Origin of the sequence: Methylobacterium sp. B4, assembly GCF_003201865.1 — a bacterium.
Classification (GTDB): Bacteria; Pseudomonadota; Alphaproteobacteria; order Rhizobiales; family Beijerinckiaceae; genus Methylobacterium.
Genome location: NZ_QJJJ01000011.1, coordinates 54,976 through 68,143 on the forward strand (window position 1 = coordinate 54,976; position 13,168 = coordinate 68,143).

General features: G+C 71.5%; 11 protein-coding genes. 6 read left to right on the forward strand and 5 right to left on the reverse strand.

From position 1 onward, the window contains the following. Positions 1 to 63: 63 nt before the first annotated feature. Positions 64 to 1,827: an acyl-CoA dehydrogenase gene (locus BY998_RS14890; RefSeq protein WP_110352395.1), complete on the forward strand. Its 1,764-nt coding sequence runs from the start codon at positions 64 to 66 to the stop codon at positions 1,825 to 1,827. Between the two features lie 4 nt (positions 1,828 to 1,831). Here the strand turns inward: BY998_RS14890 and BY998_RS14895 are convergent, their stop codons facing one another. Then, positions 1,832 to 2,494 carry a TetR/AcrR family transcriptional regulator gene (locus tag BY998_RS14895; RefSeq protein WP_110352396.1) on the reverse strand — a complete coding sequence of 221 codons (663 nt, stop codon included), beginning with the start codon at positions 2,492 to 2,494 and terminating at the stop codon, positions 1,832 to 1,834. A gap of 134 nt (positions 2,495 to 2,628) precedes the next feature. On the opposite strand from BY998_RS14895, the gene BY998_RS14900 reads away from it, so the two are divergent. Both BY998_RS14900 and BY998_RS14905 read left to right on the forward strand, forming a co-directional pair. Further along, positions 2,629 to 3,831, forward strand: coding sequence for an HlyD family secretion protein (locus BY998_RS14900; RefSeq protein WP_110352397.1), 1,203 nt, complete (start codon positions 2,629 to 2,631; stop codon positions 3,829 to 3,831). 193 nt (positions 3,832 to 4,024) lie between these two features. After that, a complete protein-coding gene (locus BY998_RS14905) occupies positions 4,025 to 5,602 on the forward strand; it encodes a DHA2 family efflux MFS transporter permease subunit (protein WP_110352398.1) in 1,578 nt (525 codons plus the stop codon). A gap of 42 nt (positions 5,603 to 5,644) precedes the next feature. Here the strand turns inward: BY998_RS14905 and BY998_RS14910 are convergent, their stop codons facing one another. From BY998_RS14910 to mnmA, 4 genes are all read right to left on the reverse strand, one after another. Continuing rightward, positions 5,645 to 7,189 (reverse strand): HAMP domain-containing sensor histidine kinase, encoded by a 1,545-nt coding sequence (locus tag BY998_RS14910; protein WP_110352399.1) that lies wholly within the window; start codon positions 7,187 to 7,189, stop codon positions 5,645 to 5,647. Between the two features lie 123 nt (positions 7,190 to 7,312). After that, positions 7,313 to 8,146: a TVP38/TMEM64 family protein gene (locus tag BY998_RS14915; protein ID WP_110352400.1), complete on the reverse strand. Its 834-nt coding sequence runs from the start codon at positions 8,144 to 8,146 to the stop codon at positions 7,313 to 7,315. 54 nt (positions 8,147 to 8,200) lie between these two features. Then, positions 8,201 to 8,857 (reverse strand): class I SAM-dependent methyltransferase, encoded by a 657-nt coding sequence (locus BY998_RS14920; RefSeq protein ID WP_110352401.1) that lies wholly within the window; start codon positions 8,855 to 8,857, stop codon positions 8,201 to 8,203. Between the two features lie 132 nt (positions 8,858 to 8,989). Then, complete coding sequence (mnmA, locus tag BY998_RS14925) at positions 8,990 to 10,147, reverse strand: tRNA 2-thiouridine(34) synthase MnmA (RefSeq protein WP_110352402.1); 1,158 nt, start codon at positions 10,145 to 10,147, stop codon at positions 8,990 to 8,992. Positions 10,148 to 11,256: 1,109 nt separating this feature from the next. Here mnmA and BY998_RS24760 point away from each other — a divergent pair. The 3 genes from BY998_RS24760 to BY998_RS14940 all read left to right on the forward strand — a co-directional run bounded on the left by BY998_RS24760 (position 11,257) and on the right by BY998_RS14940 (position 13,100). Further along, on the forward strand, positions 11,257 to 11,901 hold the full coding sequence (locus BY998_RS24760) for a flagellar hook-length control protein FliK (protein ID WP_245421603.1): 645 nt from the start codon (positions 11,257 to 11,259) through the stop codon (positions 11,899 to 11,901). Between the two features lie 110 nt (positions 11,902 to 12,011). Then, a complete protein-coding gene (locus BY998_RS14935) occupies positions 12,012 to 12,683 on the forward strand; it encodes a flagellar hook capping FlgD N-terminal domain-containing protein (protein ID WP_110352404.1) in 672 nt (223 codons plus the stop codon). A 141-nt stretch (positions 12,684 to 12,824) separates the two neighbouring features. Continuing rightward, positions 12,825 to 13,100 carry a DUF1153 domain-containing protein gene (locus BY998_RS14940; RefSeq protein ID WP_009865968.1) on the forward strand — a complete coding sequence of 92 codons (276 nt, stop codon included), beginning with the start codon at positions 12,825 to 12,827 and terminating at the stop codon, positions 13,098 to 13,100. The last annotated feature ends 68 nt before the right edge of the window (positions 13,101 to 13,168 follow it).

Here is a 13,168-nt window from a genome sequence, read left to right on the forward strand (position 1 = left end):
GGCCGCAGGCCGTCAAACGGGATCGCCGCCGTCGCGGGCGGTGGGAGGAGCGGTGAGGAGACCATGAGCTATCGCGCGCCGGTCGAGGAGATGGCCTTCACGCTGCGCCACGTGGCGGGGCTCGATGCCGTGCTGGCGCGAAGCAGCGCGGAACTCGCACCCGAGGACGTGGCCGCCATCCTCGAAGAGGCGGGCCGGCTCGCCGGCGACGTGATCGCGCCCCTGAATCGCTCGGGCGACCGCCACGGCACCCCCTTCGCCGACGGCGTCGTCACCACCGCGCCGGGCTGGGCCTCGGCCTACCGCGCCTTCGTCGAGGGTGGCTGGAACGGCGTGCTCGCCGCGCCCGAACATGGCGGCCAAGGCCTGCCCCACCTCATCGCGGCCGCCTGCACCGAAATGTGGAACGGAGCGAACCTCGCCTTCGGCCTCTGCCCGCTGCTCACCGCCGGCGGCATCGAGGCGCTGGCCGCCCACGGCTCCGACGAACTGAAGGAGCGCTACCTCGCAAAGCTCGTCTCGGGCGAGTGGACCGCGACCATGAACCTGACCGAGCCGCAGGCAGGCTCGGACCTCTCCGCCCTGCGCACGCGCGCGGAAGCCCAGGGCGACGGCAGCTACCGGATCACCGGGGCCAAGATCTACATCACCTACGGCGAGCACGATCTTGCCGACAACATCTGCCACCTCGTGCTCGCCCGACTCAAGGATGCGCCCGCGGGCACCCGCGGCATCTCGCTCTTCCTCGTGCCGAAGGTGCTGCCGGACGGAACCCGCAACGACCTGCGCTGCTCGGGGATCGAGCACAAGCTCGGCATTCATGCCTCGCCCACCTGCTCCATGGCCTTCGGCGATGGCGGCGGAGCCACCGGTTGGCTCATCGGCGAGGAGAACCGGGGGCTGGCCTGCATGTTCACGATGATGAACTCGGCCCGGCTCAATGTCGGCCTGCAGGGCGTGGGCGTGGCCGAGGCCGCGTTCCAGAAGGCGCTCGACTATGCCCGCGAGCGCCGCCAGGGCCGTGCTCCCGGCGCGACCGAGCCGGTCAGCGCCATCGTCGCTCATGCGGACGTGCAGCGCATGCTGCTGACCATGAAGGCCTATACGGCGGCGGCCCGCGGCATCTGCTACCTCACCGCCCAAGGACTCGACGCGGCGCACGGCCCCGAGGGCAAGCCGGCGCATGACCGCGCCTCGCTGCTGACGCCGGTGGCGAAGGCCTTCTCGACCGACATTGCCAACGAGGTGACCTCGCTCGGCGTGCAGGTGCATGGCGGCATGGGCTTCGTGGAGGAGACGGGCGCGGCGCAGCTCATGCGCGACGCGCGGATTCTCGGCATCTACGAGGGCACCAACGGCATCCAGGCGATCGATCTCGTCACCCGCAAGCTGCCGCTGAATGGCGGGGCGACGGTGGGCGCTCAGATCGCCTCGCTGCGGCGGGTGGCGGAAGCGCTGCTCAAGGACGGCGCCCCCGGCTTCGGCCACGCGGCGGCGCGCCTGCGCGAGGGCATCGGCAGCCTCGACCGGGCGACGAGTTTCCTGCTGAAGGCGTCGGCCTCCAACCGCCCGCAGGCGGCGCTACCCGGCGCGACGCCCTACCTGCGCCTGTTCGGGCTGGTGCAGGGCGCGGCCTGCCTCGCGACCGCGGGGCTCGCCGCGAGCGCCGCGCTCAAGGCCGGCGAGACCGATCCGGCCCATGCCGCGCGCATCGCGCTCGCCCGCTTCTTCGCCGAGAACCTTCTGCCGGCGGCCGGCGGCCTGGAGCAGGCGGTTCTGTCTGGAGGCGACTTCGCCGACGACCCCGCCTTCGCGCTCGCGGGGTGACGGGTCACGCGACCGCGGACGGTCCGTAACCCGCGTAGAAGACCCGCACCGCTTCCGCGACCCGGTGACGGATCTCGGCCTCGTCCGGCGCCGCGCCGGCATTGAACAGCAGGCGCGTCAGCATCCCGGCCTGGCAGAGCTGCAGGAAATGCTTGGCGGCAAGGTCCGTATCCCCGGTGCGCAGGCGTCCGGCCGAGACCTGGGCATCGAGATAGGCCTTGAGCCGCCCGACCCCGCAGGCCGGGCCGGCCTCGTAGAAGGCCTGCCCGAACCGGGGGAATTTCTCGCAGGCACCGATCACCATGCGGATGATCGAGACGTGCTCCGGCCGCGCCATCATCGTAAGGTAGCTGGTGCCGAGCCGCGTCAGCACCGTGCGCACGTCGGGGTCGTCGGCGTCGAGCCGGAACAGGTTCTCCGCCAAACCCGCTTTCGCCTCGGTGGTCAGCGCCTCGAACAACGCCTCCTTGCTGTCGAAGTAGACGTAGAGCGTGCCTTTCGAGACGTTCGCGGTCTTGGCGATCTCGCCCATGCTGGCGCCGTCGAAGCCGGAGGCCATGAAAACTTGGCGCGCGCCCTCCAGGATCTGCCGGCGCTTGTCGCTCTCGCCCGATGAGGCTGCTTGCGGGGCCGTCTGCCCCCGCTCCTGTGTCGCCGCGCCCGCCATCGCACCCACTCGCCGCTCAATCGCGTTGACCGAACCGTTCAGTCAGTGGTAATTAGCCTTCGACTACCGACGGCGTCAACCTGACCCGCCGAGTGACCGAACGGTTCGGTCAATGGATGTCTGGGGCTTCAGCCATGTCGCTTCGTGAGGATTCCGGCCGGTCGGAGACGGCCCTGGACAGCGTCGAGGAGGAGCGGACCGAGGGCGGTCGTGCCCCGGCCCTGCGCCCGACCCCCGTCGTCGAGCCGCCGGCACCCGCCGCCAAGCCCCGGCGTCCGCTGCGGCGGGCGGTGCTGAGCCTCGTGCTCTGCGCGGCACTCGGCGGCGGTGCCTATGCCGGCTGGGACTGGTGGACGGTCGGGCGCTTCTTCGTGAGCACCGATGACGCCTACGTGCAGGCCGACATCTCGGTGCTTGCCGCCAAGGTCTCCGGCTACCTGGAGGCCGTCCCCGTGGTGAACGGACAGGCGGTCCGGCGCGGCGAGGTGATCGCCCGCCTCGACGACGGCGATTACCGCCTCGCTCTGAAGGCGGCGCAGGACAAGGTCGCCACGCAGGAGAGCACCATCGCCCGGATCGGCCGGCAATCCGAGGCGGCGCAGGCCCAGGTGCTCCAGAGCGCGGCCCAGATCGACGCGGCGCGGGCCGACGCCGTGCGGGCCAGCGCGGATTATGGCCGCGCCACGCAGATGCAGGCCGATTACGTCGCGAAATCCCGCCTCGATCAGGCCAAGGCCGACCGCGACCGCACCGAGGCCGCGGTGAAGTCGGCCGAAGCTGCGCTCGCGGCGGCGCGCGCCAATGTCGACGTGCTGCAGGCGCAGAAGCGGGAGGCCGAGAGCCTCGCGGCGGAGCTGCGCACGGCGGTCGACCGGGCGCGGCGCGACCTCGACTTCGCGGTGATCCGCGCGCCCTTCGACGGCGTCGTCGGCAACAAGGCGGTCGAGGCCGGCGCCTACGTCTCCCCCGGCTCGCGGGTCGCCGCCCTGGTGCCGCTGAAGAGCGTGCGGATCGACGCGAACTTCAAGGAGACCCAGCTCGGCCGCGTCCGGCCGGGCCAGGAGGTCCATATCCACGTGGACGCCTATCCGGACCGCGACATCGTCGGCACGGTGGAATCGCTCTCGCCGGCTTCCGGCTCGGTCTTCAGCCTGCTGCCGCCCGACAACGCCACCGGCAACTTCACCAAGATCGTGCAGCGCCTGCCCGTGCGCGTCCACGTGCCGGAGGACGTCGCCCGCGAGGGTCTGCTGCGTCCCGGCCTCTCGGTGGTGGTGCGGGTCGATACCCGCGACGGGGCCGACGCCCCGGTTCAGCGGCTCGCCGCCCGACGCTGAGACCCGTCCGGCCGAACGAGGCCATCGCTCCTGTCAAACCCCTCATCCCGACGTGTCCGCGCCAGCGGGCTTCGACGGATCCTCCCGTTCCCGCACGATCCCTGGAACCTCCTTCGAGACCTCCACTCCGCGGAGGCACCGCAGGACGAGGGTGAGGAAGGGATCATCCACTCAAGATTGTCCGAGGCGCCCCATGGCCGCCAGCGCGACCCTCGCCGCAAGCCCAGCCGCCGACCCGCCGATCGACCGCCGCCGCATGGTGGCGTTCCTGTGCATGGTCTTCGGGATGTTCATGGCGATCCTGGACATCCAGATCGTCTCGGCCTCGCTCAACGAGATCCAGGCCGGTCTCTCGGCCTCGGGCGACGAGATTCCCTGGGTGCAGACGAGCTACCTCATCGCCGAGGTGATCTCGATCCCGCTCTCGGGCACCCTGTCGCGGGTGCTCTCGACGCGCTGGATGTTCTCGATCTCGGCCGCCGGCTTCACGCTGATGAGCCTGATGTGCGCCACCTCCTCGTCGATCGGTGAGATGATCGTCTGGCGCGCGCTCCAGGGCTTCATCGGCGGCGGCATGATCCCCACCGTGTTCGCCGCGGCCTTCACGATCTTTCCGCCCTCCAAGCGCTCGATCGTCTCGCCGATGATCGGCCTCGTGGCGACGCTGGCGCCGACCATCGGGCCGACGATCGGCGGCTACCTCACCGACCTGTTCTCCTGGCACTGGCTGTTCCTCATCAACATCGTGCCGGGCATCTTCGTCACGGTCTCGACCTGGGTGCTGGTCGATTTCGACCGGCCGAACTTCGACCTGCTGAAATCCTTCGACTGGGCTGGGCTCGCCTTCATGGCGGGCTTTCTCGGCTGCCTCGAATATGTGCTGGAGGAGGGGCCGAACCACGACTGGCTGCAGGACGAGGCGGTGTTCGTCTGCGCCCTCGTCTGCGCCGTGTCCGCGGTCCTGTTCTTCGCCCGCGTGTTCACCGCGCGCCAGCCGATCGTGGACCTGCGCGCCTTCTCGGACCGCAACTTTGCCGCGGGTTGCGTCTTCAGCTTCGTGATGGGCATCGGGCTCTACGGCCTGACCTACCTCTACCCGGTCTACCTCGCCCGGGTGCGCGGCTACTCGGCGCTGCAGATCGGCGAGACGATGTTCGTCTCGGGCCTGTGCATGTTCGCCACCGCCCCGATCGCCGGCAAGCTCTCGGCCAAGCTCGATCCGCGGATCATGATGGCGATGGGATTCTCGGGCTTTGCCGTCGGCACCTGGATCGTCACCGGCCTGACCAAGGACTGGGACTTCCACGAGCTGCTCTGGCCCCAAGTGCTGCGCGGCTGCTCCCTGATGCTGTGCATGATCCCGATCAACAACATCGCGCTCGGCACCCTGCCGCCGGAGCGGATGAAGAACGCTTCGGGCCTGTTCAACCTCACGCGCAACCTCGGCGGCGCGGTCGGGCTGGCGCTGATCAACACCGTGCTCAACGCCCGCTGGGACCTCCACCTCGCGCGCCTGCACGAGCGCTTCACCTGGGCCAACAGCGCGGCGCTGCAGCGCCTGGACGCGATGCGGCGCCAGTTCGAGGTGTTCGGGGGGGACGCCAACGGCATGGCGCTGAAGGCACTCAACAATACCGTGCGGATTCAAGGCTTGGTGATGAGCTTCGAGGACGTCTTTCTCGTCCTCACCGTGTTGTTTCTCGCCATGGCCTGCGGCACGCCGCTGATCCGCCGCCCGCGCGGGGCGGCGCCGGCCGGCGCGGGGCATTAAGGCAATCGAGGCGGTCGGCCCTTGCCGCCGCGTCGTCTTCCCTCACGCCGCCTTGGCACCCGCGGCCCGGTCCGGGATGACGATGCGGAAGCTTGCCCCGCTCGTCGTCTCGTCGAGGCTGAGGCTGCCGCCGTTGAGGCGGACCAGCTCCGAGGCGATGGCGAGGCCGAGCCCGGTGCCGCCGGCCCGGGTGGAGCCCTGGAAGGCGGCGAACAGGTTGGCCCTGGCCCGCTGGGGCACGCCGGGTCCGTTGTCGACCACCAGGACGGTGACGCTGCCCGCGCCCGCCGGGCCGCTGCGGTAGCCTTCGATCAGCACCACGCCATCCTCGGTCCGGGTGGCGGCATGGGCCTGCACCGCGTTGCGCACGAGATTGGTGAGCGCCCGCAGGAGCTGCTCGGGATCGACGTCGATCTCCAAATTCTGGGGCGCGCGCACCTCCACCCGGATGCGGGCGGCGGGCATCAGGTCGGCGAGGTCGGTCAGCTCGTCGAGGAGGGGGCCGAGCGCCACCATGCGCCGCTGCGGGTTCGGCTCCGTGGCGCGGCCATAGGCGAGCGTCGCCTCGCAGAAGCGGATCGCCCGGTCGAGGGTCGCCACGAGGCGCGGCGCGATGCGCTGCACCAGGGGATCGGAGGCGCCCTCCAGCCGGTCGCCCAGCAGCTGGGCGGTGGTGAGAAGGTTGCGCAGCTCGTGATTGATCTTGCTGACCGACAGGCCGAGTTCGGCCAGCCGCCGCCGCTGGCGCAACTCGCCGCCGAGCGCGACCTGCATCCGCGCCAGCGCGGTCTCGGCCTGGCCGATCTCGTCGGTGCGCGCCGAGAGCCGCGCCACCCGGTCGGTGCATTCCGGGTCGTCGGCGAAGGCGGCGATGTCGCGCGCGAGCCGGACCACGGGCCGCACGATCGCCCGCTGGAGCACGAAGAACACGAGCCCCGCCGCGAGCACGGCGATGATGAGACAGATGAGCAGCAGCCGCAGCGAGAATTCCGCCAGCGCCGTGCGCAAGGGGGCCTCGTCGAGCAGCACCTCGACCACGTCGAAGCTCCCCAGCCCCGCCCCGACGGCGCGGAGCGGCGCCTCGGTCGGGCGGAACAGGGTTCGGTAGGCGCCGCCGATCGCGGCCGCCCAGTTCCGGTCGCGCAGGTCGACGGTCTCGGCGACCGCCTCCGGCATCGGCCCGAGCGAGAGGACGCGCGCGGTCGCGCCCTCGCGCACGACGATGGCGCGGGCGCGGATGTCGGTGAGCAGGCGCCGGGTGGTGTCCTCCGAGACGTTCCCCTCGGGGGCCGCGTGCAGCACCAGGGCGGCGACGCGTGCGGCCGCGACCCGGTCCGAGATCCGCGACAGCCGATAGCTCGCCACGACCGGCAGGTAAATCAGGATCTCCGCCAGCACGACGAAGGCGACCGTGAGCAGGAACAGCCGCCCCGACAGGCCGAGCCGCAGGCGCGGACGCGGCGTCTGCGCGGATCCGGCCGATGCCTCGATATGCCAGGGTAGGGCGGCGAGAGCCGCCGGCCTGTTCTGCGCCGCTCCTCCCGGTTCGGTCGGCCGGCCGGAAGTCGGTAGGCGGGGCCGTCTCACGCGTCACCCGTCGTTGTGTCGTTCCATCGCGGTCGAAGGGTACGCTCGGCTTCCGGCGCCGCCATCGATCGCACAGGTTGCGCGGGCAGCCGGTGCCACGCACCATTCGCTTGTGCGCAAGTCTTATGCGCGGAGCGTCCGCCGCTCAAGCCGTCGGCGCAGATAAACCGACAGAAGCGCGAATCCCGCCAGCGCTCCGAGAGCGGCCACCATGCCCGGTGTGACGAGTGCGCGCAGGTCGATGCTCTCGGCGCAGTTGGTTCCCCCGGCGGCGAGGCAGGTGGCCTTGGCCGCGTCCCGGGCGGAGAGAAGGTCTTCGAGGCCGGCGCCGAGGCCGGCATAGATGAACGCCCCCGGCGTCAGGCCGAGCAGGGTGGCGAGCGCGAAGGTACGAAGCCGGACGCCGAAGGCGGCCGGAGCGAGGTTGGTGATCCAGTAGGGGAAGATCGGCAGCAGCCGCAGGATCAGGATGTAGCCGAACCCGTCGCGGCGGAACCCTTCCGCGAAGCGCCAGATCCGCGGGCCGGCCTTGCGCCGGATCAGGTCGCCCGCGGCGAAGCGCCCGACCGAGAAGACGATCGCCGCGCCCGTCGTCGAGGAGCCGATGGCGATGAGCGCACCCGTGATCGGGCCGAACAGGAGGCCCGCCAGCACGGTCAGCACGAGGGTCGCGGGCAGCGAGACCACCACCGAGCCGATATAGGTGAGGCAGGCGAGCGCGATCGCCCGCATCCGGTCCTCGGCGATCAGTGCCTGGAGCCCCACCCGCGCCTCGGACAGGCGGTCGAGGTCGAGGAAGTGGGTGCCGCCGGAGGCGAGGATGCCCACCGACAGCGCCGCGAGCGCCGCGAGCGGCAGCCAGCGCAGCCAGGGGCGGCGCGGGCCCGAGGGTTCGGGCACGCCCTCCGGGCCGTTCCCGTCCCCTGCCCCGTCGCGCGGCGGGCTCCCTGTCGTCATCCGGCCTTCCCCCGCCGCCGGCCCATTCCCGGGCGCTCTCGCCTCAGGTCGCCTTCAAGTCTTCTTGCGCATCCGCAGGATCTTGAAGAAGCCTCCGGGGAAGGTCGGCTTGAGGCCGACGACCTCGACGCCGTTGCGCGCGGCCCAGGCCTCGATGCGGGTGGACTTGAAGTCCGAGGACCAGCCGATCTTGGTGCAGAGCGGCGCGACGATCTCCTCGACCCGGGCGACCGGTCCGGCGGATTGGCCGAAATGGTTGGCGAGGACGATGCCGCCGCCCGGCCGCACCACCCGCAGGAACTCCGACAGGGCGGCTTCCGGGTTCGGTACCAGGGTGATCAGGAACTGCGCCACCACCGCGTCGAAGCTCGCATCGGCGTAGCCGAGGCGGCAGACATCCATGACTTGGAGGCCCTTCACGTGGCTCAGGCCCTTGCGGCGGACCTTGCCCCGGGCGCGCTTGAGCATGTCCTCGGAGAGATCGACGCCGCAGACGAAGCTGTCGCGGGGGTAGTAGCCGAGCGACAGGCCGGTGCCGACGCCGGCCTCCAGCACCCGCGGCCCGTGGGCGACGGCCGCCTCGACGGCGGCGCGGGCGGCGGGCTCGGTCAGCTTGTCGTAGACGACGTCGTAGACCGGCGCCCAGCGGGCATAGGCCTTGCGCATCAGCTCGGTGGTCGGCCCGGCCTCGGGCGCCCGCTCGCTCAGCATATAACCGTCACCCTCTCCGATCGCGGCTCACGACGCTTGCCGGCTCGGGCACGGGCCCGTACGCGGCCCGGAGCGCGTGAACGTCAGTGAACCTTGGGAAAACCTGAATCCGCACGGCGTGAAGCGACCCCATCAGGCGGCCTCGGCGGCGCCTGCCTGCAACGCGCCGATGCGCCGGATGGTGCCGCCGCCGAGCACCCGCGCTCGGGGCCCGTCGTCGGCGTAGATCACGCAGGCCTGACCCGGCGAGACGCCGTCCTCGGGCGCGACCAGTTCGATCTCGGCGCAGGCCTCGGCCGCGTTCCAGGACAGGCGCGCGGGCCGCGGCTCGCGGGTCGAACGCACCCGCACGGCCACGGGCCGATCGCCGATCGCTTCCGGCGCGCCCTCCCCGAGCCAGTTGAGGTCGGTCAGGCGGATGCGGCGGGTGGCGAGCGCCGCGCGGGGGCCGACGACGACGCGGGCGGTCTCGGGCTCGAGCCGCACCACGTAGAGCGGCTCGCCGACGGAGAGCTTGAGGCCGCGGCGCTGGCCCACCGTGTAGTGGATGATGCCCTCGTGCTGGCCGAGCCGGCGGCCGTCGAGATCGACGATCTCACCGGGCCGGGTCGCCTCGGGCCGCAGCTTGGCGATCACGTCGGCATAGCCGCCCTGGGGCACGAAGCAGATGTCCTGGCTGTCGGCCTTGTCGGCGACCGTGAGGCCCAATTCCCGGGCGAGTGCGCGGGTCTCGTCCTTGGGCCGCTCGCCGAGGGGAAAGCGCAGGTAGGCGAGCTGCTCGGGCGTCGTGGCGTAGAGGAAGTAGCTCTGGTCCCGGGCCGGATCGAGGGCGCGGTAGAGGGCACGGCCCCCGTCCGCGAGCAGTCGGCTCGCCACGTAGTGGCCGGTCGCCAGCGCCTCGGCGCCGAGCTCGCGGGCGAGCCCGAGCAGGTCGCGGAACTTGACCGAGCGGTTGCACTCGACGCACGGAATCGGCGTTTCGCCCGAGAGGTAGCTCTCGGCGAAGCGGTCGATGACCGATTCGCGGAAGCGGTCCTCGTAGTCGAGGACGTAATGGGGGATGCCCAGCGTCTCGGCCACGTTGCGTGCGTCGTGGATGTCGCGGCCGGCGCAGCAGGCGCCCTTGCGGTGGGTCGCCGCGCCGTGGTCGTAGAGCTGGAGCGTGACGCCGACGACGTCGTAGCCCTCGCGCTTCAGCAGCCCGGCCACGACAGAGGAATCGACGCCGCCCGACATGGCGACGACGACGCGCGTCTCGTGCGGGGGCTTCGGAAGATCCAGCGAGTTCATGGCCGGTGATCGGGGCCGTCTGCCGGCCGGTGGCGGAGCCTTCGGGCGCACGCCGGGCTCGGCGGAGCGCGGGCGCACCCCGCGTCTATAGCGATCCCGGCCCCGACTTTCCAGGCATGGGCGCGCGATGAGCCGATTTCCGGTGGCGGAGAGCGGATCGGGCCGCGCCCGGGCTCGGCAGATCCTGCCGGGTGGCCGGCAGATCCGGCCGCAGCCGCGCGGTAACGGCTTGCGGGCGGTTCACCTTTCCACTGTTTTTTCTGAGGCTTAGCTGTTCGCACCGTCTGGTGCGCGGCTTGCTCCGGCAGGGGCGGGCTTCGGCCTGACAAGGAATGGACGGTATGGCGGTCTGGCGCGCGGACAGGATGGAGAGTGTTCTCAGGCAGGCCGCGCGGCCGCCGGCTGCTCCCGTGCGCGGAGCCGAGAGCCCGCGCTTCGCGCTGGAGGCCGAGGCGCGCAAGCCCGCGGCCGCTTCCCTCCGCCGCACGACCCCTGCCCCTGCCCCTGCTGCGGACCGGGCTCGGGACGCTGCCGCGAACGCGGCCGAGAGCCGGCAGGTCCGGAGCCCGTCGTCCGACCGGCCCAAGCCCGCGGGCGCGGCGCGGGCGACCCCCGAACCGGGCTCCTCCGCTCAGATGAGCACGCGGCGCGACCGCCCTGCGGCAGGGTCGGAGCGCATGCCGGCTCGGGCGATGGCCGACCCGGCGACACCCTCCGCTCGATCCTCCGAACGGGCGCGCCCCGAAGACGGCGAAGCGCTGCAGGGAAAGGTGGCTCAGGAAGCCGCTTCGCAGGAGGTCGCCGCCGCAATGATTTCCGATACGGAAGCCGAGTCCGGGTCGGAGGAGACGCCCTCCGCGTCGGACGAGGAGGCCGCGGCGGCCGATCCCGCCCTCCTCCCCGCCCCACTCCTCTCCGCGCCGCCTCCGTCCGTTTCCGTCGCGGCCTCGGCTGGCCCGACGGGAGCGGCGGCGTCCGCCTCCGCGGGATCGCCGGCTGCCGTCGCTTCGCCAGCCGCCGGAGCGCATGTGCCGGCGGCCTCTGCCGCTGCGAGCCAAGTCGAGCCGGGATCGCTTCCGGCTGAGGCGCGGAAGGCGGGGACGGAGTCCGTGGCCGGAGCGGACGCGCAAGCGGTGCCCACCGCTCCGGCGGAGGGCAAGGCGGGCTTCGACGCCCTGCTGGCCGGGATGCAGGGGGGCACGGAAACCGCCCCGACGCCGACGAGCCCCGTGGCGGCCCCGTCCGGGACGGCGGGGCTGCAGGGGGCGGCGCCCACGCAGGGCACGCAGACGAGTGCCTCGCAGCCCGCCGCGCCCGCGACGCCGCCGGTTCCGCTGGGGGCCGTGGCCATGACGATCGGGCTCCGCTCGCTCGCGGGGGTGAACCGTTTCGCGATCCGCCTCGATCCGGTCGAACTCGGCCGCATCGACGTGTCGCTCGACCTCGACAAGGCGAGCGGACGCGCCCGCGCGCACCTCGTCGTGGATCGTCCCGAGACCCTGGCCCTGCTCCAGCGCGACGCCGGCTCCCTGCAGCAGGCCCTGGCGCAGGCCGGCTTCGACCTCGCCTCCGACGCGGGCGGCAGCGGGATCGACCTGTCGTTGCGCGGAGAGGGCGGCGGCGGCCGGCAGGACGAGCCCTCCTCCCGCGGCCGCCCCGAGGGCCTGCCGGGCGGGCGGGACGAGATTTCCGCCCTCGACCTCGTCCCCCTGCGACCGCTGCGGGCGCTGGGCGCCCTCGACATCCGCATCTAGGGCCTCGTCCTTCCATCCCCGGATGAAGACGAGGCTCCACGTCACGACGCCTTCAGACTTTTCCAGCGAGCCGGCGGCTTTCGCGCCCGCTCCCGCCTCAGGATGACGCCATGGCCTCCGGCATCGCGAGCAGCACCAGCATCACCGGCGCCACCGCCGCCTCGGCCACCGACGCCAAGTCGATCGCGGGCAATTTCACGCAGTTCCTCACCCTGCTCACCACGCAGCTGAAGAACCAGAACCCCCTCGACCCGCTGGACACCAACCAGTTCACGCAGCAGCTCGTGCAGTTCGCCGGCGTCGAGCAGCAGCTCAAGACCAACGACTCCCTGGGCTCGATCCTCACCAACGCCAAGGCCTCGGCCACCGCCACCGCCTCCGGCCTGATCGGCAAGACGGTGACCGCGGACGGCGCCACCACGGACCTCATCGACGGCAAGGCGAACTGGACCCTGACGCCTCAGCGGGCGGCGGCCCGGGCGATCGTCACCATCAAGGGGACGGACGGCACGGTCGTCGCCACCAAGACGACGACGCTCAAGGCCGGCGCGCAGGCCTTCGACTGGGACGGCACCTCGACCTCCGGCCTGTCGGCCGCGGCCGGAAAGTACACGATCACCGTCGATGCCCTCGACGCGACCGGCGCGAAGGTCGCCGTCGACACCAAGGTGTCGGGCGTCGTGGACGGCGTCGACCTCAGCGGCTCTGAACCGGTGCTGACGATCGGCACGGCGCGCGTGCCGGCCTCCAGCGTCAAAAGCCTCACGACATCAGGCTCTTGACGCATGTCGAGGTTGCCGCCGACTGATTTGTCCACACCCGCGCACAGCGGACGAATCGCATTCGAGCGACCGACTTCAAGAACTTTTAAGCGGGCGCAAGTAGCTTGGCTGTCGACAGGTCAGTCGAGTGTAGAGCGTATCATGACCGAAACACCCCGGCCGCGCGTGAAGTATGTGATCGGCCCCGACGGCAGTCCTCTGACGATCGCCGATCTTCCTCCCGTCACTACCCGCCGCTGGGTCATCCGCCGCAAGGCCGAGGTCGTCGCCGCCGTCCGCGGCGGCCTTCTCAGCCTGGAGGAGGCCTGCCAGCGCTATACCCTGACGACGGAAGAGTTCCTGAGCTGGCAGTATTCCATCGACCAGCACGGGCTGGCGGGGCTTCGCACCACCCGCATCCAGCACTACCGGCACTGATTCTTCAGTTCCCACAGACCGTTGCGCGCCGAGCCTCGCGCAGCGCAGGAGGAGCCGCCACCGGAAGC

Coding starts and splice junctions, on each gene's coding strand:
- BY998_RS14900 (WP_110352397.1), top strand. CDS start 2,629: ATGTCGCTTCGTGAGGATTCCGGCCGGTCGGAGACGGCCCTGGACAGC.
- BY998_RS14890 (WP_110352395.1), top strand. CDS start 64: ATGAGCTATCGCGCGCCGGTCGAGGAGATGGCCTTCACGCTGCGCCAC.
- BY998_RS14920 (WP_110352401.1), bottom strand. CDS start 8,857: ATGCTGAGCGAGCGGGCGCCCGAGGCCGGGCCGACCACCGAGCTGATG.
- BY998_RS14905 (WP_110352398.1), top strand. CDS start 4,025: ATGGCCGCCAGCGCGACCCTCGCCGCAAGCCCAGCCGCCGACCCGCCG.
- mnmA (WP_110352402.1), bottom strand. CDS start 10,147: ATGAACTCGCTGGATCTTCCGAAGCCCCCGCACGAGACGCGCGTCGTC.
- BY998_RS14915 (WP_110352400.1), bottom strand. CDS start 8,146: ATGACGACAGGGAGCCCGCCGCGCGACGGGGCAGGGGACGGGAACGGC.
- BY998_RS14895 (WP_110352396.1), bottom strand. CDS start 2,494: ATGGCGGGCGCGGCGACACAGGAGCGGGGGCAGACGGCCCCGCAAGCA.
- BY998_RS14940 (WP_009865968.1), top strand. CDS start 12,825: ATGACCGAAACACCCCGGCCGCGCGTGAAGTATGTGATCGGCCCCGAC.
- BY998_RS14935 (WP_110352404.1), top strand. CDS start 12,012: ATGGCCTCCGGCATCGCGAGCAGCACCAGCATCACCGGCGCCACCGCC.